The following is a 19,678-nucleotide window of genomic DNA, read 5'->3' as shown; positions in this document are numbered from 1 at the left end:
CGGGTCAGCTCTTCGGGCCGAACGACGCCTCGAAGAAGGCGAGCCAGTTGCCGCCCATGATCTTGGCCACCTCCTCGCCGGAGAAGCCGACGGCGGCGAGGCCCTCGGCGATGACGCCGAAGTCGCGGTTGTCGCGGAACCAGCTCGGTTGCGGCGGAAAGCCGGCGCTGGCGGCCGTGCCCTCGCCGTAGTCGCGCTCGCGGCTCCAGCGACCGTTGCGCATCCACTCCACCACGCTGTCGGGCTGATCCTGACAAAGGTCCGAGCCGAGCCCCAGATGATCCACCCCGACGCGCTCGGCAGTGCGGGCGATCATCGTGCAGTAGCTCTCGAGGGTGCAGTCGGACTTGTCCTTCAGGTGATGCGGGTAGGTGGAGAAGCCCAGCATGCCGCCGCGCGCCGTCAGCGCCGCAATGAGCTCGTCCGACTTGTTGCGCAGCGCCGGATGCCACGACGAGGGGTTGGCATGGGAGATCGTGATCGGCCGCGACGACAGGTCGATCGCCTCGAAGGTGGAGCGCTCGGCCGAGTGGCTCATGTCGATCACCATCCCCACCCGGTTCATCTCGGCGATGACCTGCTTTCCCATGCGCGTGATGCCGGGATCCTCCGCCTCGTAGCAGCCGGTCGCGAGCAGCGACTGGTTGTTGTAGGTGAGCTGCATGAAGCGCACGCCGAGGGTGTGGAGGATTTCAACGAGATCGATATCGTCCTCGATCGACGACGGATTCTGGAGACCAAAGACGATCGCCGTGCGGCCCTCAGCCTGCGCCTTGCGCACGTCGGCCGCAGTCTTCGCCGGCACGATGAGATCGCTGTAGCGCTCGAACCAGCGGTTCCACGTCTCCATCACGTACACGGTCTCGCGGAAGGTCTCATGGTAGGAGATCGTCACGTGAATCGCGCTGGCACCGCCCTCGCGCATCTGTCGGAAGATCTTCTCCGACCAGTTGCAATATTGGGGACCGTCGATGATCAGCATCGGGGTGTCGCTCATGTGAGGTGCGGCTCCTGGGGTTGGCGCGCGGGCAGCGCCGCATTGGCCGGCGACGCGTGGAGCGCCACGGCGAGATCGAGAAGGACCGGCGAGTTGCGCGGCAGTCGGCGCACGCCGATGACGGAGCGCGGATGCCGCCCCGCCTCGCCGAACGCCGCGACGAGGATGCCCGAGGCGGCGTCGGCCACGAGCGACATGTCGGCGAAGGCATCGTCCACCGCGCAGAAGAAGTCCATCCGCAGCACCCGCGCCACATTGTCGAGACCGCCGGCGAGGGCATCGAGCCAGGCGAGCCCCTGCCCCGCCGCGAGCCGCGCCGCCGCCTTGCCGTCCTCCACGCCGACGCTCTCGCCGAGCCTGCCGGTCACGAGGATCTCGTCGGCGTCGGTCTTGGGGATCTGGCCGGCGAGGTAGGCGGTGGTCCCGTGGATCGACACGGGGATATAGTCGAAGTGGGTCACGTGCGGGTCGGGCAGCCCGATGCCCGCCTCGGTGAGGCGTTGCCGCACGCGGCCCGGCGGCGCGAGATGGATGTCGGTCATGGTGTCGCGGTCCTTGTGGCAAGGCGGCGCTGCAGCGCGTAGGTGCCGGCGAGCAGAACGACGGCGGCGGCGTCGGCCAGCGGATCGGGAAAGACGGTGAGGCAGGCGGCGACGAGGATCGCGATGCGGCCATACCAAGGCAGGCGCCGCCCGCCCATCCAGCCGGCGATCGACATCGCGATCGCCACCACGGCGACCGCGCAGCGGGCGAGCGTCGGCACCAGCGACCATTCGAGGCTCTGAAGCAGAAGCTCCGGACTCGCCACGAAGAAGAAAGGGATGATGTAGACCGGCGCCCCCAGCGCGAAGGCGCGCCATCCGACGGCCGCCGCGCTCGCCCCGGCGATGGGGGCCGCCGCATAGGCCGCCACCGCGACCGGCGGGGTGATCTGCCCGAGCACCGCGAAGTAGAACACGAAGAGGTGCGCCGCCAGCGGGTCGGCCCCGAGGTCGATCAGCGCCGGGGCGACGAGCGTCGCCTGGATGATGTAGGCCGGCGTCGTCGGCATCCCCATGCCGAAGATGAACGAGGCCACCATCGCGAGCACCAACGCCACGGGCAGCGAGTTGCCGGCGAAGTCCACCACGAGGCTGGAGAAGCGGAAGCCGAGGCCCGAGATCTGCACGATGCCGACGATGATGCCGGCCGAGGCGCAGGCGATGGCGACCACGATCGCGCCCTCGGCGCCGAGCCGCAGCCCGCGCGCCAGCGTGGCCGGCCGCACGAAGGTGCTGCGCCGCAGATAGGGCACGGCGAGCGCCGTCACGACGCCGAAGAAGGCGCAGTAGGACGCGGTGTAGCCTTCCACCAGCAGCGTCACCAGGACGACGAGCGGAATGAGGAAGGTCCACCCTTCCTTCAGCGCCGCCCAGGTGCGGCGGGCGCCCGCCTCCTCCAGCGGCTTGAGATCCTGCTTCAGCGCCTCCCAGTGGACGGCGGCGAGCAGGGCGCCGAAGAAGAGGAGCGCCGGCAGCACCGCCGCCTGGGCGACCTCAAGATATTCGATGCCGAGGATCGCCGCCATGAGGAAGGCGGCGGCGCCCATGATGGGCGGGGTGATCTGGCCGCCGGTCGACGCCACCGCCTCCACCGCGCCGGCGAATTCCTTCTTGTAGCCGAGCCGCTTCATCAGCGGGATCGTCAGCGCCCCGGTGGTGGCGACGTTGGCGACGGAGCTGCCCGACATCGAGCCCATCAGGGCGCTCGCGACCACCGCCATCTTGGCGGGCCCGCCGCGGCTGCGGCCGGTGGCGGCGCGCGTCACGTCGATGAAGAACTCGCCGCCGCCGATCACTTGCAGGACGGCCCCGAACACGACGAAGAGAAAGATGAACTCCGTCGACACGCCGAGCGCCGTGCCGAAGATGCCCTCGAAGGAGAAATAGATCTGGTCGACGAACTCGTTGATGCCGACGCCGCGATGGGCGAGCGGCCGCAGCCAGTCGACGTGGCGCAGATAGGGCCCGGCGAAGCCGTAGGCGATGAAGACGAGGCAGAGGATGGTGATGGTGTAGCCGAGCGTGCGCCGGGTGAGCTCCAGCACCACCACGATGGTGCCGAGCGCGACGAAGAGCTCCAGCGGCGTCGCCTCCAGCGTCCAGGGCGGGCGCACCACGATCGACTGGTTGAAGACGATGAGATAGCCGAGGCAGACGAGCGACAGCGCGATCAAGACGCCGTCGACGATCCGTCCCGGCCGGCCGCAGCGCAGGCGGTAGGTGAGGAAGCCGATCACCAGCGCGAAGAGCAGATGCACCCCGCGCAGGAAGAGGTTGGGCATCAGCAGGAAGGGCGAGGCGGCGGCGAGGTGGAAGGCCACCATGGCGAGGGCCAGGGCCCCGATCGTCCAATCGAGCAGCGGAGGCGTGTCGGAGCGGGGCGTGTCGTCCAAGGATCTGGCTCCTCGCAGGGGATGGGGAGCCGCGCGGCGCGACGGCCGCGCGGCCCGGCGCTTACTGGAGCTTCGATTCGGAGTAGGGGATGCCCTTCTCGTCGAAGAACTTCTTGGCGCCGGGGTGCAGCGGCACCACCATGCCCTTGCCCACGGTGTCCTTGTCCATGAACTTCAGGAGGGCATGGGTCTTCTGGAAGCGGTCGAGATTGTCCCAGATCGTCTCCACGATGCGGTAGGCGGTCTCTTCCGGCATGTCCTCGTTGGCGAACAGGAAGGTCTTGGTGCCGACCGTCAGCGCGGGCTCGGCCTGACCGCCATAGAGGCCCGCGGGGAGCGTCACCTTCTCGAAGCCGCCACCGAACTTTTCGAGATACTCGTCGAGCTTGTCCTCGTCGAAGGAGAGGGCGCGCATCGGGCGGGCGGTCTCGTTCTCGAGCACCGTGGTGTGGGGGTAGAGGGAGACCCACATCACCGCGTCGAGCTGGCCGTTGCGCAGGCCGTTCTGCGATTCCGCCCAGCTCAACTTGTGCAGCTGGCCGCCGTCCGACTCGATGTCCTCGATCGACATGCCGTAGACCGACAGGAGGTTCTCGAAGGCGAGCCAGGAGGTCTGGCCGGGCTGGCCGGCGCTCATCTGCTTGCCCTTGAGATCTTCGAGCGTCTCGATGTCGGAGTTGGCGTCGACCCAGATCTGGATGGCGCTCGGGAAGAAGGTCATCAGCCCGCGCACGTTCTTGATCGGGTGCTCCGGGGTCGCCGGGTCGCGGCCGTTCCAGGCGTCGAAGGCGTTGTTGGCGGAGGTGATGCCGAGGTCGGCCTTGCCCGACGAGACGCGCAGCAGGTTGGGGCCGGAGCCGCCGGGCTGCACGTCGATGAGGGTGTCGGGGAACTCTTTCCGCAACACGTCGCCGAGGCCGGTGGCGACCACGTTGAAGGTGCCGCCCGACGGGCCGCCGCCGATGGTGAGGAATTCCGGATCCTCCGCCTGCGCGGCGAGTGGCGTCGCCACCATCGCCACCGCCGCCAATGCGGCAATGCGCGATCGGAGGGAGAAGGAACGCGAGAGACGGGGCAGGGCCATGACGGGGGTTCCTTTTCTGCTTGCGTCTTAAGCAAGGGTAAAAACGCAGCAGAGGGACCTGCAACTAAAAATTCAATATCTTGATGAAACTTATCTATTCATCAATATTCCCTATGAACTGGGCGGGCGCGCGCAGCATTGCGTCGAGCGACTCGACCAGCACCTCGCGCATCGCCTCGGCCGATGGCGACAGCGAGCGGCCGCGGCGGGTCACGAAGCCGATCTCGCGGCTCAACACCGGCCGCACCAGCGGGCGGAACACCAGCGTCGGATGGCGGTCGAGCATCGCCGCGAAGGCGGGAATGGCGGTGATGCCGAGCCCCGCCTCCACGAGGCTCAGCGCCGTGAGGATGTTGGAGACCTCGTGCACCGGGAGGCGGATCTCGTCGGGGATCGACTGCGCCATGTCGATGAGCGGCTGGATGCCGGTGTCGGCGGCGAGCCCGATCAGGCGGTGCTCCAGGAGGTCGCTCCAGCGCAACGGTCCGCCCCCCGCCGCGAGCGGATGGTCGTTGCGGAACACCGCCCCGAAGCGGTCGGAGAAGATCGGGGTGAACTCCACCTCGGCATCGGGCTGGAACTCGCCGGCGATGCCGAAGTCCACCTCGTTGCGCGCCACGCGGCCCCAGATGCCGGAGCTGTTGTCCTCGCGCAGATGCACCTTGATCGCCGGATAGCGGGCCGAGAAGGCCGCCGTCGCCGCCGGCAGGAACATCGACGCGATGGACGGCAGGACGGCGAGCGACACGCGCCCGCTGCGCCGCTCGGCGACGAGGCGGGCACCGGCCACCGCCGCGTCGAACTCCTCGACGAGGCGGGTGACCGTCGGCAGGAACTTCGCCCCCTCGTCGGTGAGGCCGAGGCGGCGGGTGGTGCGGTCGAACAGCTTGAGGTCGAGCTCGTCCTCAAGCTGGCGGATCGCCATCGACAACGACGGCTGGGTGAGCGACAGCCGCTCCGCCGCCCGCGTGAAGCTGCCGCACCGCGCCACCTCGACGAAGGCGCGGAGCTGCGAGATCTTGACGCTCATTCGCGGCGGCGGGGCGGCGCCCGCCTACTCGGGGACCTTGCGCACCGCCCCGTGGGCGGCGCTCGTGGCGAACGCCGCGTAGGAGCGCAACGCGTTGGTGACGCGGCGCTTGCGCGGCTCGACCGGGACCCAGCCCGCGGCCTCCTGCGCCGCCCGCCGGTCGGCGAGCTCCTCCTCGCTCACCTTCAGCTCGATCGTGCGGTTCGGGATGTCGATCTCGATGACGTCGCCCTCGTGCACCAGCCCGATGATGCCGCCGTTCGCCGCTTCCGGCGAGACGTGGCCGATGGAAAGGCCCGAGGTGCCGCCGGAGAAGCGCCCGTCGGTGATGAGCGCGCACGCCTTGCCGAGGCCCTTCGACTTCAGATAGCTCGTCGGATAGAGCATCTCCTGCATGCCGGGGCCGCCGCGCGGGCCTTCGTAGCGGATCACCACCACGTCGCCGGCGTTGATCTTGTTGGTGAGGATGCCGCTGACGGCGGCGTCCTGGCTCTCGAAGATGCGCGCCGGACCGGTGAACTTCAGGATGCTCTCGTCGACGCCCGCGGTCTTCACGATGCAGCCGTCGAGCGCGAGGTTGCCCTTGAGCACGGCGAGGCCGCCGTCCTGCGAGAACGGATGCTCGACGCTGCGGATGACGCCCGTCTCGCGGTCGAGGTCGAGATCGTCCCAGCGGGCGTCCTGGCTGAAGGCGGTCTGGCTCGGCACGCCGCCGGGGGCGGCCATGTAGAAGTTGCGCACCGTCTGGCTCTCGGTGCGGCTGACGTCCCACTGGTCGATGGCGTCGCCGATCGAGGTGGCGTGCACGGTGGGCATGTCGCGCTGGATGAGGCCCGCCCGATCGAGCTCGCCGAGGATCCGCATGATGCCGCCGGCGCGGTGGACGTCCTCCATGTGGACGTCGTTCTTCGCCGGAGCGACCTTGCACAGGCACGGCACCTTCCGCGACAGGCGGTCGATGTCGTCCATGGTGAAGTCGAGCTCGGCCTCGTGGGCGGCGGCGAGGATGTGCAGCACCGTGTTGGTGGAGCCGCCCATGGCGATGTCGAGCGCCATGGCGTTCTCGAAAGCGCCCTTGCCGGCGATGACGCGCGGCAGCACGGTCTCGTCGTCGCCCTCGTAGTAGCGGCGGGCGAGATCGACGACGAGGTGGCCCGCCTCGACGAACAGACGGCGGCGGTCGGCGTGGGTCGCGAGGGTGGAGCCGTTGCCGGGCAGCGACAGGCCGAGCGCCTCGGTGAGGCAGTTCATCGAGTTCGCCGTGAACATGCCCGAGCAGGAGCCGCAGGTCGGGCAGGCCGACCGCTCGATGACCTGCACCTCTTCTTCGCTCACCCGATCGTCGGCGGCGGCGACCATCGCGTCGATCAGGTCGAGCGCCTGCGTCTTGCCGGAGCGCACCACCTTGCCGGCCTCCATCGGGCCGCCGGACACGAACACCACCGGGATGTTGAGGCGCAACGCCGCCATCAGCATGCCGGGCGTGATCTTGTCGCAGTTCGAGATGCACACCATCGCGTCGGCGCAGTGGGCGTTCACCATGTACTCGACGCTGTCGGCGATGAGCTCGCGCGAGGGGAGCGAATAGAGCATCCCGTCGTGGCCCATGGCGATGCCGTCGTCGACGGCGATGGTGTTGAATTCCTTGGCGACGCCGCCGGCCGCCTCGATCTCGCGCGCGACGAGCTGACCGAGATCCTTGAGGTGCACGTGACCTGGCACGAACTGCGTGAAGGAGTTCACGACGGCGATGATCGGCTTGCCGAAGTCCCCGTCCTTCATGCCCGTGGCGCGCCAGAGTCCGCGCGCGCCGGCCATGTTGCGGCCGTGTGTTGTCGTGCGGGAGCGATAGGGAGGCATTCCAGATCCACTTGCTACGTTTTGCGGCACTCTATGGCCAAAAGCGCGCCGGTTCAAAACATTGAATCGTTCAAGGCTCCGCCGGGCAGGCCCGGCGGCCCAGGATGGATCGGAATGAGCGACGCCGGCCGGTGGAGCGGAGCGGCAAATTGTCCGCCGCCGCCCCTCGTGCCGGGGCGCCGGAGATCAGCTGTGGTAGGACTCGACGGGCATGTTGCGCTGCAGTGTCCCGAGCATGGTCTGGCCCTCGTCGAAGCACATCTCCATCGACTTGCGCACGAACTCGCTCTGGCAGCCGATGACGTCCGAGGGGCTCGTGCACTCGGCGAGGCGCTGCACGAACTCGCTCTGTGCCTGAAGGCAGCGCGCCGTGGCGCCGAGCGCTTCCCGGCACATGGCGGTGTAGGCGTTCAGCGGCGCTTCGGAGAAGGGCTGTGCCCAATCGAGGCCGCCGAGCAGCGGGTTCGCCGAACCGTTCGCTGCGGAGCTTTCCGTTGTCATCAGTCTGTCCTTATCTGGATGGTCTAATACGCATGCACAGGCTGAGGGAACGAGCGTACCTTTCCGTGAATAACTCGCCTTGATTATTGTCAATGCCACAGCGCGCTGCGCTGCGTCAGAAGGTCCCTCGTTGACAGCCGATCGAACCGAGGACCGACATGGCCCGCGACGCGGAACCGGAGCCCATGCCGGCGGCCTCGTGCGGCGTGTGCATTGCGGCATGCTTCATGCTGTAGCCTTCGCCGAGGGGCGGGGTGTTCGCACTCGTCCGACGACCCGATACGCCCCCGACGGTCCGCCGCGGCTTTCGGGACGCTCACCAAAGCTCTACCGTTGTTCGCCAATTCCGCCTTTTCACGGATGATGCCGATGGATCAGCACACCCCGAAAGCCCATACGCACGCCCACACCGTAGACGATGCGGCCGACGACAACGGCGATGCCTACCGTGCAATCGACCGTCTGCGCGAGGCGCTCGCGGCCCAGGTCACGCTCGGCCTGTCCCCGGCCGCCGTGGCGCTCGCCACCATCGACTGGGCGATGCATCTGTCGATGGCGCCCGGCAAGCGCATGGAGCTCGCCGACAAGGCGGTGCGCAAGGCGACCCGTCTCGCCGCCTATGTCGGCGAAGCCGCCACCCACGCGGATGCCACGCCGGCCATCGCGCCGCTGCCCGGCGACCGCCGCTTCGCGAGCGAAGGCTGGAGCCAGCAGCCCTACGCCTTCCTCGCCCAGGCGTTCCTGTTGAACCAGCAGTGGTGGCACAACGTGACGCACGGCGTGCCGGGCGTGTCGCAGCACCACCAGGACGTCGTCGCCTTCGCCACCCGCCAGCTCCTCGACATGGCCTCGCCCTCGAACACCCCCTTCACCAACCCGGAGGTGATCGACCGGACGATCACCTCGGCCGGCGCCAACCTCCTCGAAGGCTACTTCAACTTCGTCGAGGATGTGCGCCGCAACATCGCGGGCGAGCCGCCCGCCGGCACCGAGGCGTTCGTCCCCGGCAAGACCGTGGCGGTGACGCCGGGCAAGGTGATCTACCGCAATCACCTCATCGAGCTGATCCAGTATGCGCCGACCACCGACGAGGTGCTGGCCGAGCCGGTGCTGATCGTGCCGGCGTGGATCATGAAGTACTACATTCTCGACCTGTCGGTGCATAACTCGCTGGTGCGCGACCTCGTCTCGCGCGGACACACGGTGTTCTGCATCTCCTGGCGCAACCCCACCGCCGACGACCGCGACATGTCGCTCGACGACTATCGGCGCGACGGCGTGATGGCCGCGCTCGACGCCGTCAACGCCGTCGTGCCCGACAGGAAGATCCACGCCACCGGCTATTGCCTCGGCGGCACGCTGCTCTCCATCGCCGCCGCCGCCATGGCGCGGGTGCGCGACGACCGCCTCGCCTCCGTCACCATGTTCGCCGCGCAGACCGACTTCACCGAGCCCGGCGAGCTCGCCCTCTTCATCGACGACAGCCAGATGCACGTGCTCGACAGCATCATGTGGCATCGCGGCTATCTGGCCTCCAACCAGATGGCCGGCGCCTTCCAGATGCTGCGCTCCAACGATCTCGTCTGGTCGCGCATCGTGCACGACTACATGATGGGCGAGCGCACGCCGATGAACGATCTGATGGCCTGGAACGCCGACGCGACGCGCATGCCCTACCGCATGCACTCCGAATATCTGCGGCGTCTCTATCTGCACAACGAGCTGGCCGCGGGCCGGCTGATGGTCGACGGCCATCCCGCCGCGCTGCAGAATATTCGCGTGCCGATGTTCGTGGTGGGAACCGAGCGCGACCACGTCGCCCCGTGGCACTCGGTGTACAAGATCCACTACCTCACCGACACCGACGTGACCTTCGTGCTGACGAGCGGCGGCCACAACGCCGGCATCGTGTCCGAGCCGCACCACCCGCACCGCCACTACCGCATCGCCCTCAAGCGGATCACCGATCCCTGCATCAGCGCCGAGGAATGGTTCGAGACCGCCCCCACCGAGGAGGGCTCCTGGTGGCCGGCCTGGTCGGCATGGCTTGCCGCCCACTCCCCCCAAGAGCGCGTCGCCCCGCCGCCGATGGGCGTCGCCGGCAGCCCCGACTACGCCCCGCGTGAGGACGCTCCCGGCACCTACGTGTTCCAGCGCTAGAGACCCGCATGACCGAAACGATCCTGAAGAACCGCACCTTCGCCGAGCTCACCGTCGGCGACGAGGCGTCGGTGGTGCGCATTGTCGGCCGCGACGACATCGATCTCTTCGCCACCGTGACGGGCGACGTGAACCCCGCCCACATCGATGCGGCGTTCGCCGCGACGGACATGTTCGGCCACATCATCGCGCACGGCATGTGGACGGCGGCGCTGGTCTCGGCCGTGCTCGGCACCAAGCTGCCCGGGCCCGGCACGATCTATCTCGGGCAGGAGCTCTCCTTTCGCCGCCCGGTGTCGCCCGGCGACACCATCACCGCGACGGTGCGGGTGAAGGAGAAGCGGCCGGAAAAGCGCATCGTGATCTTCGACACCGAGTGCACCAACCAGGACGGTAAGGCCGTGCTCACCGGCACGGCGACGGTGATCGCGCCCGAGACGTCGGTCGAATGGCCGGCGAAGCGGCTGCCGGACGTGTCGCTGCGCCGGGCCTCCCGGTTCGAATCCTTCATGGAGCGGGCGCGTTCGGGCGATCCGCTCCGCGCCGCCGTGGTGCATCCATGCTCGCCCGAAGCGCTCCTCGGCGCGGTGGAGGTGCGCGAGGCCGGGCTGATCGAGCCGGTGCTCGTCGGCCCCGAGGCGAAGATCAGGGCCGCCGCCGAGGCGGCCCAGGTGTCCCTCGACGGCTACGAGCTCATCGACACGCCGCACAGCCACGCCGCCGCCGAGAAGGGGGTGGAGCTCGCCACCGCCGGCGTCGTCGGCGCGCTCGTCAAGGGCAGCCTCCATACCGACGAGCTCCTCGGCGCCGTCGTCGCCCACGGCTCGGGCCTGCGCACCGAGCGGCGCATCAGCCACGTCTACGCTCTCGACGTGCCGGCCTACTCGAAGCCGATCATCATCACCGACGCCGCCATCAACATTCAGCCGGATCTCCTCGGCAAGCGCGACATCTGCCAGAACGCCATCGACCTGATGCACGCCCTCGACGTGGAGGAGGTGCGCGTCGCCGTGCTCGCCGCGGTGGAGACGGTGAACCCCAAGATGCCGGCGACGCTCGATGCCGCCGCCCTCACCGTGATGGCCGCCCGCGGCCAGATCACCGGCGCCAAGGTGGACGGCCCGCTCGCCTTCGACAACGCCATCAGCCTCGACGCCGCCCGCACCAAGGGCATCGTCTCGCCGGTGGCGGGCCTCGCCGACATCCTCCTGGTCCCCGACCTCGAGGCCGGCAACATGCTCGCCAAGCAGCTCATCTACTTCGCCGGCGCGACTGCGGCCGGGCTGGTGCTCGGGGCGCGGGTGCCGATCGTCCTCACGAGCCGGGCCGATCCGCTGTCGGCGCGGATCGCCTCGGCGGCGCTCGCCAAGCTCGTCGCCAAGCAACCGGTGGCGGGCACCGTCTCGTGAGCGACATCCTCATCACCTTCAACGCCGGCTCCTCCACGGTGAAGCTCGGCCTGTTCGAGACCGCCCCGCTCCGCCGCATCGCCAAGGGGATGATCGACTTCCGCCGACGCCCCCTCACCTTCCACCTCATCGAGGGTCCCGAGACCTTCGACGTCTCCCTCCACAACGAGCCGGGCGAGGACCTGTCCGGCGTCATGGAGGAGGCGTTCACCTGGCTCGCCAACCATTTCGACATGGGCCGCATCGCCGTTGCCGGCCACCGCGTGGTGCACGGCGGCGACCACTTCGCCGGCCCGGTCGTGATCGACGACACCACTCTTTCCGAGATCGAGGCGCTGACGCCGCTCGCCCCGCTCCATCAGCCGGGTGCGCTGCGCCTCATCCGGGCGATCCGGACGATGCGGCCCCACCTGCCACAGACCGCCTCCTTCGACACCGCCTTCCACCGCACCAACGTCGACGCGGTGCGCCGGTTCGCGATCCCGCGCGCCCTGCACGACGAGGGCATCAAGCGCTACGGCTTCCACGGCCTCTCCTACGCCTTCATCGCGGCCGAACTCGCCCGGCGCGATCCGGCGCTCGCCAAGGGCCGCGTCGTCGCCGCCCACCTCGGCAGCGGCGCGAGCCTCTGCGCCATGGAGAACGGGGTGAGCCGCGACACCTCGATGGGCTTCTCCGCCCTCGACGGCGTGCCGATGGCGACCCGCTGCGGCGCCATCGATCCGGCGGTGATCCTCCACCTTCTCGGTCCCTTGCAGAAGACCACCGAGGAGGTGACCCACCTCCTCTACTACGACTCCGGCCTGCTCGGCATGTCCGGCATCAGCGCCGACACGCGCGACCTCCTCGCGAGCGACGCCCCCGCGGCGGCCGAGGCGCTGGAGGTGTTCACGCGGCGGATCGCCGGCGAGGTGGCGCGCCTCGCCGCGACCCTCGGCGGGCTCGACGCGCTGGTCTTCACCGCCGGCATCGGCGAGCATCAGCCCGAGATCCGCTCCGCCGTGATCGAACGCCTCGGCTTCCTGGGGCTGCAGCTCGACGCCTCGGCCAACGCCGCCAACGCCCCGATCATCACCGCGGCCGACAGCCCGGCGACAGGCCTCGTGATCCCCACCAACGAAGAACTCATCATCGCCGAGGAGACGCTCGGCGCGACGGGAAAGGCCATGGCATGAGCCCTATCGTGGACTTGAGCGGCAAGCGCGGCCTCGTCGTCGGCATCGCCAACGAGCACTCGATCGCGAGCGGCTGCGCCAGCGCCTTCCGCGCGGCCGGCGCGGAGCTTGCCGTGACCTACCTCAACGAGAAGGCCGAGCCCTATGTCCGCCCCGTCGCCGAGCGGCTCGAGGCGCCGATCATCGTGCCGTGCGACGTGCGCGTGCCGGGGCAGCTCGAAGCGGTGTTCGAGCGCATCACCGCCGAGTGGGGCGAACTCGACTTCCTGCTCCACTCCATCGCCTACGCGCCGCGCGACGACCTCCACACCAGCGTGGTGAATTCCTCCCCCGAGGGCTTCATGCTGGCGATGGACATCTCCTGCCACTCCTTCGTGCGCATGGCACGCCTCGCGACGCCGCTCATGAAGAAGGGCGGCTCCCTCCTCACCGTCACGTTCTACGGGGCGGACCGGGTGGTGGAGAACTACAACCTCATGGGCCCGGTGAAGGCCGCGCTCGAATCGAGCGTGCGCTACATCGCCGCCGACCTCGCCTCACACAACATCCACGCCCACGCGATCTCCGCCGGCCCGGTGAAGACGCGCGCCGCCTCCGGCATCGGCCGCTTCGACGTGCTGATGGACGAGGTGCGCGCCCGCACCCCCGCCGGCCAGCTCGTGACCATCGAGGAGATCGGTCGCATCGCCGCCTTCCTCGCCAGCGACGCCGGCGGCCCGATGACCGGCTCGGTGGTCTACGCCGACAACGGCTTCCACACGGTCGCCTGACCGCCGCGATAGCGTGCGGCTATGGCGGCGAGACAACTTTTGTATGAGCCTTCCGTCAAGCCGCATCTATTCTTCCTCCAAAACAAGAAAAAGGAGGAAGAATGATGCTGCTCGTTCGCCAGATCGTGGCGCCCGCCGTCATGGCGTTGGCCGCGACAACCGCCATCGCGCAAGACAAGCCCGAATGGGCCACCTCCAAGTGGGGCGACGACGACCAGATCGGCGCCGCCAACCTGATGACCCCGGAACGCGTTCTGGACGCCGTGGGTCTCGTCACCGACGGCAAGGTCTATAGTCTCGGCATGATCGTCGGTGCCGATACACCGGCGTTTCCGCCGCGCACCCTGTCGGTCACCGTGCTGCAGCCGAACCAGGTGTCGAACTCCGGCCTCGGCTCCAACAAGTTCACCTACAACGACGACATCTTCATGGGCTGGCTCGGCATCGGGCCGCAGATCGACGGCCTCGGCCACGCCGGCATCGATCACGTCTACTATCGCGGGCTGACCGATGCGGACTTCGCCAAGGCGTCGGGCCTCACCGAGCTGGGGCTCGAGAAGCTGCCCGGCCTCGTCGGCCGCGGCGTGCTGATCGACATGGCGAAATTCTACGGCGTCGACATGGTGGAGGAGGGCACCGCCTACACCGCCGACGACATCAAGGCCGCCGCCGAGCAGCAGGGCGTGGAGCTGCGCGAGGGCGACGTGGTGCTGTTCAACTCCAACTGGATGGACCTTCTCGACGGCGCCGACCCCGATCCGCTGCGCTTCGGCTCCGCCGAGCCCGGCGTCGGCGTGTCGGGCGCGGAATATCTCGCCGAGATCGGCGTGATGGCCGTCGGGGCCGACACCTGGGGCATGGAGGTGGTGCCGGCGGAGGAAGAGGGTGTCGCCTTCCGCGCCCACCAGATCTTCCAGCCACAGAACGGCATCTACATCCTGGAGAATCTCGACACGCGCGCCCTCGCCGACGACGGGGTGCACGAGTTCCTGTTCGTGCTCGGCCAAGCCCGCATCAAGGGCGCCGTGCAGATGATCATCAACCCGATCGCGATCCGCTGACGGCATCGACGACCCGGACGCCGCTCCCAGCGGGCGGCGCCCGGCCGGCGCTTTGAGAGCAGGCCACGCGATTATGCGTTCGCGCGACCTGCTTTCCGCGCGGTTCGCGTCTCTAATTGCTCGGTCGTGCGCCGATGGGCGCCAGCAGCTCGGGCGAGACCACCAGGCGGCGCACCCCGTGCACCCGATACTCGTTGAACACGTTGCCTGCCTGCGCCCAGGCGTTGAGCGAGCTCACGTCGAGGCGGGCGCAGTTGGGGCGAACGCTCCAGGTGACGCTCAGCGGCGAGCACTTGCTCTCGTCGTAGGTCGGTCCGGTGGTGGAGCCGGAATAGACCACCGGCTCTCCCGTCGTGTCGGGCAGCGAGCGGGGCTGCTCGTGCCCCGCCGCCCGTCCCCGATAGATGAACGAGGCGAAATCGGCCGCGGCCGGATCGTTGACGAGCAGGAACACCTGCGCCTCGACGCGCAGCTGCGGGTTGGCGCACTGGTCCGACACGCAGGCCGACAGCCCCATGCCCGGGGTCACCGTGCACGAGGTATAGACCCAATGCACCTCGATCGTGTCGCCGGGGACGGCACCGTAGAACGCGCCGCGCCCGTCCGCCGGGTCCTGCCGCTCCGCCGCGCTCAGCGCGTTGGCGCCGTCGCAATCGTAGCCGCCGTTCGGGTTCGGCACCGAGTAGCCGGGCCCCTTGTGCTCGGCGGGGGCGTGGACGTGGATGTTGCAGAGGTTCATCTGCGTCGGCGGCGGGGCGGGCGCCGTCACCACCGGGTTGGTGCCGCCGGGGGCCGCGATGTCGCGCGGGCTCTGCGGACCGTAGCCCTCGCACAGCCCCACCGACTGGGCCGCGGCCGGTGTCGCGGCCATCGTCCCCAGCACCGCCCACACCAGCGCGCGCCGCTGTCGTCCTGCGCCTCGTCCCATGCCGCTCTCCCCGCACCGTCCTGCCGTTACCTCCTTAAATTGCGCGAAAGCCGGCCCGACGCCACCCATCATCCGCCGTTCCGACAGAACTCGCGACGGATTGATCGGCGAGACGACCTTGATTTACCGCGCGCCCCATCGCACCGTTGAGGAATGAACCCATCCCACCCGGTGTACCGGCAGCCCCGCGACAGATGACTCGAACATTCGACGAGATGAACGGCGAGGACGGCGTCCTCAGGGACGCCTACCGCTCGGTGAAGCCTTGGCTCGACACCAATTCGCTCGACCAGCTGAAGCAGCGCTCCCGCGAGGCGGAAATGCTATTCCGGCGCGTCGGCATCACCTTCGCGGTCTACGGCGACAACAGCGCGGAAGAGCGGATCATCCCCTTCGACATCGTGCCGCGCGTGTTGACCGCGGCCGAGTGGAAGTCGATGTCGGCGGGCCTCGAGCAGCGCGTGCGGGCGCTCAACCTCTTCCTCGCCGACATCTACGGCGCCGGCGAGATCCTGCGGGCCGGCATCGTTCCGGAGGCGCTCGTCTACCAGAACACCTATTTCCGGCCGGAAATGGTGGGCATCAAGGTGCCGCACGGCATCTACACGCCGGTCTGCGGCATCGACATCGTCCGCGTCGACGCCGACACCTTCTACGTGCTGGAGGACAATCTGCGCACGCCGTCCGGGGTCTCCTACATGCTGGAGAACCGGGAGGTGACGATGCGCCTGCTGCCGGACCTCACCAGCGAGCACGCGATCCAGCCCGTCGAGCAATATCCGAACGAGCTGCTGGCGACGCTGCAGTCCATCGCCCCGGCCACCGCCTCGCGCGAGCCGACGGTGGTGATCCTGACGCCGGGCTCGTTCAACTCCGCCTTCTACGAGCACTCCTTCCTCGCCGACCGGCTGGGCGTGGAGCTCGTCGAGGGGCGCGACCTCTTCGTGCGCGACAACCGCGTCTACATGCGCACCACCGAGGGGCCGAAGCAGGTCGACGTGATCTACCGCCGCCTCGACGACGACTTCCTCGACCCCCTCGCCTTCCGCCCCGACTCGGTGCTCGGCGTGCCCGGCCTCATCGCCGCCTGCCGCTCGGGCACCGTCACGGTGGCGAACGCCATGGGCACCGGCGTCGCCGACGACAAGGCCGTCTACACCTACGTGCCGGACATCATCCGCTTCTATCTCGGCGAGGAGCCGATCCTCAACAACGTGCCCACCTGGCGCTGCCGCGAGCCGGAGGCGCTCGCCTACGTGCTCGACAACCTGCCCGACCTCGTCGTGAAGATGGTGTCGGGCTCGGGCGGCTACGGCATGCTCGTCGGCCCAGCGGCGACCAAGGAGCAGATCGAGGACTTCCGCGCCAAGCTGAAGTCGGAGCCCGACGAATTCATCGCCCAGCCGACGCTCGCGCTCTCGACCTGCCCGACCTTCACGGAGTCGGGGATCGCGCCGCGCCACGTCGATCTGCGGCCCTTTGTGCTCTACGGTTCACGAGGCATTCGCACCGTGCCGGGCGGGCTCACCCGTGTCGCGCTCAAGGAGGGGTCCCTCGTGGTCAACTCCAGCCAGGGCGGCGGCACGAAGGACACCTGGGTGCTGGACCGCTAATGCTGCTCTCCCGCGTCGCTGCCGATCTCTACTGGCTCGCCCGATACGCCGAGCGGGCCGAGAATACCGCCCGCATCCTCGATGTGGCCTCCCGCCTCTCCTCCCTGCCCACGAACTACGGCGGCACCACCAACGAGTGGGAGTCGGCGATGATCTCGACGGGCGCGGAGACGCTTTTCCGCGAGCGCTACGACGAGGCGAACCGCCGCAACGTCATCGATTTCCTGGCCTTCTCGCCGGACAATCCGTCGAGCATCTTCTCCTGCCTCGACGTCGCCCGCCGCTCCGCCCGCTCGGTGCGCACGGCGATCACCGGCGAGATGTGGACGGCGATCAATGACGCCTGGCTGGAGCTGCGCCACTACTCGGTCGACGCCATGTCGCCGCGCCAGCTCGCCGAATTCCTCGCCTTCGTCAAGGAAGCGTGCCTGCGCTTCGACGGCTCGGCTTACCGCACCATGCTGCGCACCGACGCGCACGCCTTCTTCCGCCTCGGCACCTTCGTGGAGCGGGGCGACGCCACCGCCCGCATCCTCGACGTGAAGTATCACGTGCTTCTGCCGGAGGGCGACACGGTGGGCGGCGGGCTCGACTACTTTCAGTGGGCCTCGCTGCTGCGGGCGACCTCGGCGCTCACCTCCTATCAGTGGGTGTTCCGCGACGCGCTGCGACCCTGGCGGGTGGCCGAGCTTCTGACGCTGCGCAAGGAGCTGCCGCGCTCGATCGCCAACTGCGCCGAGAACACGCTGTGGTATCTTGACCAGCTCGCCAACGACTACGGGCGCCAAGGTCCCGCCCAGCGGGCCGCCCGCGCCTACCACGCCGGCTTGGCCAACGGCACGGTGGATGCCATCTACCGCGAGGGGCTGCACGAGTTCCTGCAGCGCGTCATCCGCGAGAACAACGCGCTGAGCGTTGCGATCGAAGCCCAATATCTGCGCTGAACGGGAGCAACCATGCGCCTCCAGATCCAGCACGAGACGCATTATCGGTACGAGACGGCGCCGAGCTCCGTCATCGAGATCCTGCGCCTGACCCCGTGCAACACCGCCAACCAGACGGTGCGCGACTGGCGCATCGACGTCACCGGCGACGCGCCGCTGCGCCGTGTCGACGACGCCTTCGGCAACATCACCCACACCTTCACGCTGCAAAATCCCGGCGAGGAGCTGCTCATCACCGCGAGCGGGACGGTGGAGACGGAGACGACCAACGGCGTCGTTTCCGGCACGCGCGAGCCGCTGCCCGTCGGCGTCTTCCTGCGCGACACCGACCTCACCCATCCGGCCGCGTCGCTGGCGAGCCTCGCCGCCGAGGCGCGCGCCGAGAGCGACGGCAGCGCCCTCGACCGTGCCCACAAGCTCAACGCCCTCGTCCACCGGCGCGTGACCTACGTCGAGGGCATGACCCAGGTGGACACGCCGGCGCTCGACGCGCTCAAGGCCGGCAAGGGCGTGTGCCAGGATCTCGCCCACGTGCTCCTCACCGCCGCGCGGAGCGACGGGCTGCCAGCGCGCTACGTCTCGGGCTACCAATTCGCCGCGGACAAGCCGCGCGACGACCATCGCGGCCACGCCTGGTGCGAGATCCATATCGACGGCCTCGGCTGGGTCGGCTTCGACCCCTCCGCCGGCGCCTGCATCACCGACGCCTATGTGCGCGTGGCTGTCGGCCTCGACCATCAGAGCGCCTCGCCGGTGCGCGGCGCGGTTTATGGCGGGCTCGGCGAGACGCTCACCGTCACCGTCACGATGGACCCGGGCAACACCCACAGCCAGGCGCTGAGCGAGCAGAGCCAGTCCCAGTCCATGCAATAGGCGGAGGGTGGTCGCCGTGCCGGGCTGGACGACCTTTCAATCCCTGCCGGCCGCGCACGGCAACGAGACCGTCAACGGACAATCCATGACCTACTGCATCGGTCTTCTTCTGCGTCAGGGCCTCGTGATGGTGGCCGACACCCGCACCAACGCCGGGGTCGACAACATCTCCACCTTCCGCAAGCTCCAGGTGTTCCAGCGCGAGGATCGGCTCGTCGCCGTGGCGACCGCCGGCAATCTCGCCGTCACCCAGTCGGTGGTGAGCCACATGGTGGAGGGGCTGGAGGACGAGCACGGCGAGCTCCAGACCGTCTACACCGTGCCGACGATGCTGCAGATGGCCGAGTTCACCGGCCGCGCCGTCCGCTTCGTCGCCGAGCGGGACGCGGAGGCGCTGAAAAAGGACGGCAGCACCTTCGACTGCTCGCTCCTCCTCGCCGGGCAGATCGACGAGCGGCGGCTCCGCCTGTTCATGATCTATCGCGCCGGCAACTTCCTCGAGGCGACAGAGGACACCGCCTACCTCCAGATCGGCGAGCACAAGTACGGCAAGCCCATCATCGACCGCTCGGTGACCTTCGAGACCAGTCTCGACGAAGCGCTGAAGCTGGCGCTCATCTCGATGGATTCCACCATGCGTTCCAACCTGGCGGTGGGTTTGCCGATCGACATTCTGGTGCTGCCGCGCGGCTCGCTCACGCCGAGCGTCAATCTGCGGATCGGGCAGGACGACCCCTATTTCGAGCACGTGCGCAACCGCTGGTCGGACGCGCTGCGCGAGGCGCACATGTCGATCCCCAACCCGCCCTACGGCCACTGATCCGCCGGCCCCAGCCGCA

General features: G+C 68.7%; 17 protein-coding genes. 9 read left to right on the top strand and 8 right to left on the bottom strand.

Annotated elements, in window-relative coordinates; translation table 11 throughout:
• Positions 1 to 4: 4 nt before the first annotated feature.
• The 7 genes from JCR33_RS17660 to JCR33_RS17630 form a co-directional block, all read right to left on the bottom strand.
• The gene (locus tag JCR33_RS17660; protein WP_232372653.1) at positions 5 to 997 is read right to left on the bottom strand and encodes a membrane dipeptidase; all 993 of its coding nucleotides are present in this window, start codon (positions 995 to 997) and stop codon (positions 5 to 7) included.
• A complete protein-coding gene (locus tag JCR33_RS17655) occupies positions 994 to 1,539 on the bottom strand; it encodes a RidA family protein (protein WP_198883441.1) in 546 nt (181 codons plus the stop codon). Before JCR33_RS17655 ends, JCR33_RS17660 begins: the two co-directional genes overlap by 4 nt.
• A complete protein-coding gene (locus tag JCR33_RS17650; RefSeq protein ID WP_198883440.1) occupies positions 1,536 to 3,431 on the bottom strand; it encodes a TRAP transporter permease in 1,896 nt (631 codons plus the stop codon). The genes JCR33_RS17655 and JCR33_RS17650 overlap by 4 nt, the downstream gene beginning before the upstream one ends.
• Positions 3,432 to 3,492: 61 nt before the next feature.
• On the bottom strand, positions 3,493 to 4,515 hold the full coding sequence (locus JCR33_RS17645) for a TAXI family TRAP transporter solute-binding subunit (protein WP_198883439.1): 1,023 nt from the start codon (positions 4,513 to 4,515) through the stop codon (positions 3,493 to 3,495).
• Between the two features lie 94 nt (positions 4,516 to 4,609).
• A complete protein-coding gene (locus tag JCR33_RS17640; protein WP_198883438.1) occupies positions 4,610 to 5,545 on the bottom strand; it encodes a LysR family transcriptional regulator in 936 nt (311 codons plus the stop codon).
• A gap of 24 nt (positions 5,546 to 5,569) precedes the next feature.
• Positions 5,570 to 7,405, bottom strand: coding sequence for a dihydroxy-acid dehydratase (ilvD, locus tag JCR33_RS17635; RefSeq protein ID WP_198883437.1), 1,836 nt, complete (start codon positions 7,403 to 7,405; stop codon positions 5,570 to 5,572).
• A gap of 186 nt (positions 7,406 to 7,591) precedes the next feature.
• A complete protein-coding gene (locus JCR33_RS17630; protein WP_198883436.1) occupies positions 7,592 to 7,906 on the bottom strand; it encodes a phasin family protein in 315 nt (104 codons plus the stop codon).
• A 369-nt stretch (positions 7,907 to 8,275) separates the two neighbouring features.
• Between JCR33_RS17630 and JCR33_RS17625 the strand changes: the two genes are divergently transcribed.
• The 5 genes from JCR33_RS17625 (at position 8,276) to JCR33_RS17605 (ending at position 14,481) form a co-directional block, all read left to right on the top strand.
• Positions 8,276 to 10,066 carry a PHA/PHB synthase family protein gene (locus JCR33_RS17625; RefSeq protein ID WP_198883435.1) on the top strand — a complete coding sequence of 597 codons (1,791 nt, stop codon included), beginning with the start codon at positions 8,276 to 8,278 and terminating at the stop codon, positions 10,064 to 10,066.
• An 8-nt stretch (positions 10,067 to 10,074) separates the two neighbouring features.
• On the top strand, positions 10,075 to 11,475 hold the full coding sequence (locus JCR33_RS17620) for a bifunctional enoyl-CoA hydratase/phosphate acetyltransferase (protein WP_198883434.1): 1,401 nt from the start codon (positions 10,075 to 10,077) through the stop codon (positions 11,473 to 11,475).
• A complete protein-coding gene (locus JCR33_RS17615; RefSeq protein WP_198883433.1) occupies positions 11,472 to 12,650 on the top strand; it encodes an acetate/propionate family kinase in 1,179 nt (392 codons plus the stop codon). The genes JCR33_RS17620 and JCR33_RS17615 overlap by 4 nt, the downstream gene beginning before the upstream one ends.
• Complete coding sequence (gene fabI / locus JCR33_RS17610) at positions 12,647 to 13,420, top strand: enoyl-ACP reductase FabI (protein ID WP_198883432.1); 774 nt, start codon at positions 12,647 to 12,649, stop codon at positions 13,418 to 13,420. Before JCR33_RS17615 ends, fabI begins: the two co-directional genes overlap by 4 nt.
• Before the next feature lie 101 nt (positions 13,421 to 13,521).
• Positions 13,522 to 14,481, top strand: a complete 960-nt coding sequence (locus JCR33_RS17605; protein WP_198883431.1) for a cyclase family protein — start codon at positions 13,522 to 13,524, stop codon at positions 14,479 to 14,481.
• Between the two features lie 112 nt (positions 14,482 to 14,593).
• Here the strand turns inward: JCR33_RS17605 and JCR33_RS17600 are convergent, their stop codons facing one another.
• A complete protein-coding gene (locus tag JCR33_RS17600) occupies positions 14,594 to 15,409 on the bottom strand; it encodes a delta-class carbonic anhydrase (RefSeq protein ID WP_232372652.1) in 816 nt (271 codons plus the stop codon).
• 194 nt (positions 15,410 to 15,603) lie between these two features.
• Between JCR33_RS17600 and JCR33_RS17595 the strand changes: the two genes are divergently transcribed.
• The 4 genes from JCR33_RS17595 (at position 15,604) to JCR33_RS17580 (ending at position 19,659) form a co-directional block, all read left to right on the top strand.
• The gene (locus JCR33_RS17595; RefSeq protein WP_198883430.1) at positions 15,604 to 17,022 is read left to right on the top strand and encodes a circularly permuted type 2 ATP-grasp protein; all 1,419 of its coding nucleotides are present in this window, start codon (positions 15,604 to 15,606) and stop codon (positions 17,020 to 17,022) included.
• A 2-nt stretch (positions 17,023 to 17,024) separates the two neighbouring features.
• Complete coding sequence (locus tag JCR33_RS17590; RefSeq protein ID WP_211110387.1) at positions 17,025 to 17,966, top strand: alpha-E domain-containing protein; 942 nt, start codon at positions 17,025 to 17,027, stop codon at positions 17,964 to 17,966.
• Positions 17,967 to 17,978: 12 nt separating this feature from the next.
• Positions 17,979 to 18,839 (top strand): transglutaminase family protein, encoded by an 861-nt coding sequence (locus JCR33_RS17585; RefSeq protein WP_198883428.1) that lies wholly within the window; start codon positions 17,979 to 17,981, stop codon positions 18,837 to 18,839.
• Positions 18,840 to 18,924: 85 nt separating this feature from the next.
• Positions 18,925 to 19,659, top strand: a complete 735-nt coding sequence (locus JCR33_RS17580) for a peptidase (RefSeq protein ID WP_198883468.1) — start codon at positions 18,925 to 18,927, stop codon at positions 19,657 to 19,659.
• Positions 19,660 to 19,678: the final 19 nt, after the last annotated feature.

The organism is Acuticoccus mangrovi (genome assembly GCF_016411865.1).
Taxonomy (GTDB): Bacteria; Pseudomonadota; Alphaproteobacteria; order Rhizobiales; family Amorphaceae; genus Acuticoccus; species Acuticoccus mangrovi.
Note: the sequence above shows the minus strand (reverse complement) of the source record. Positions and strands in the feature narration are given on the sequence as shown.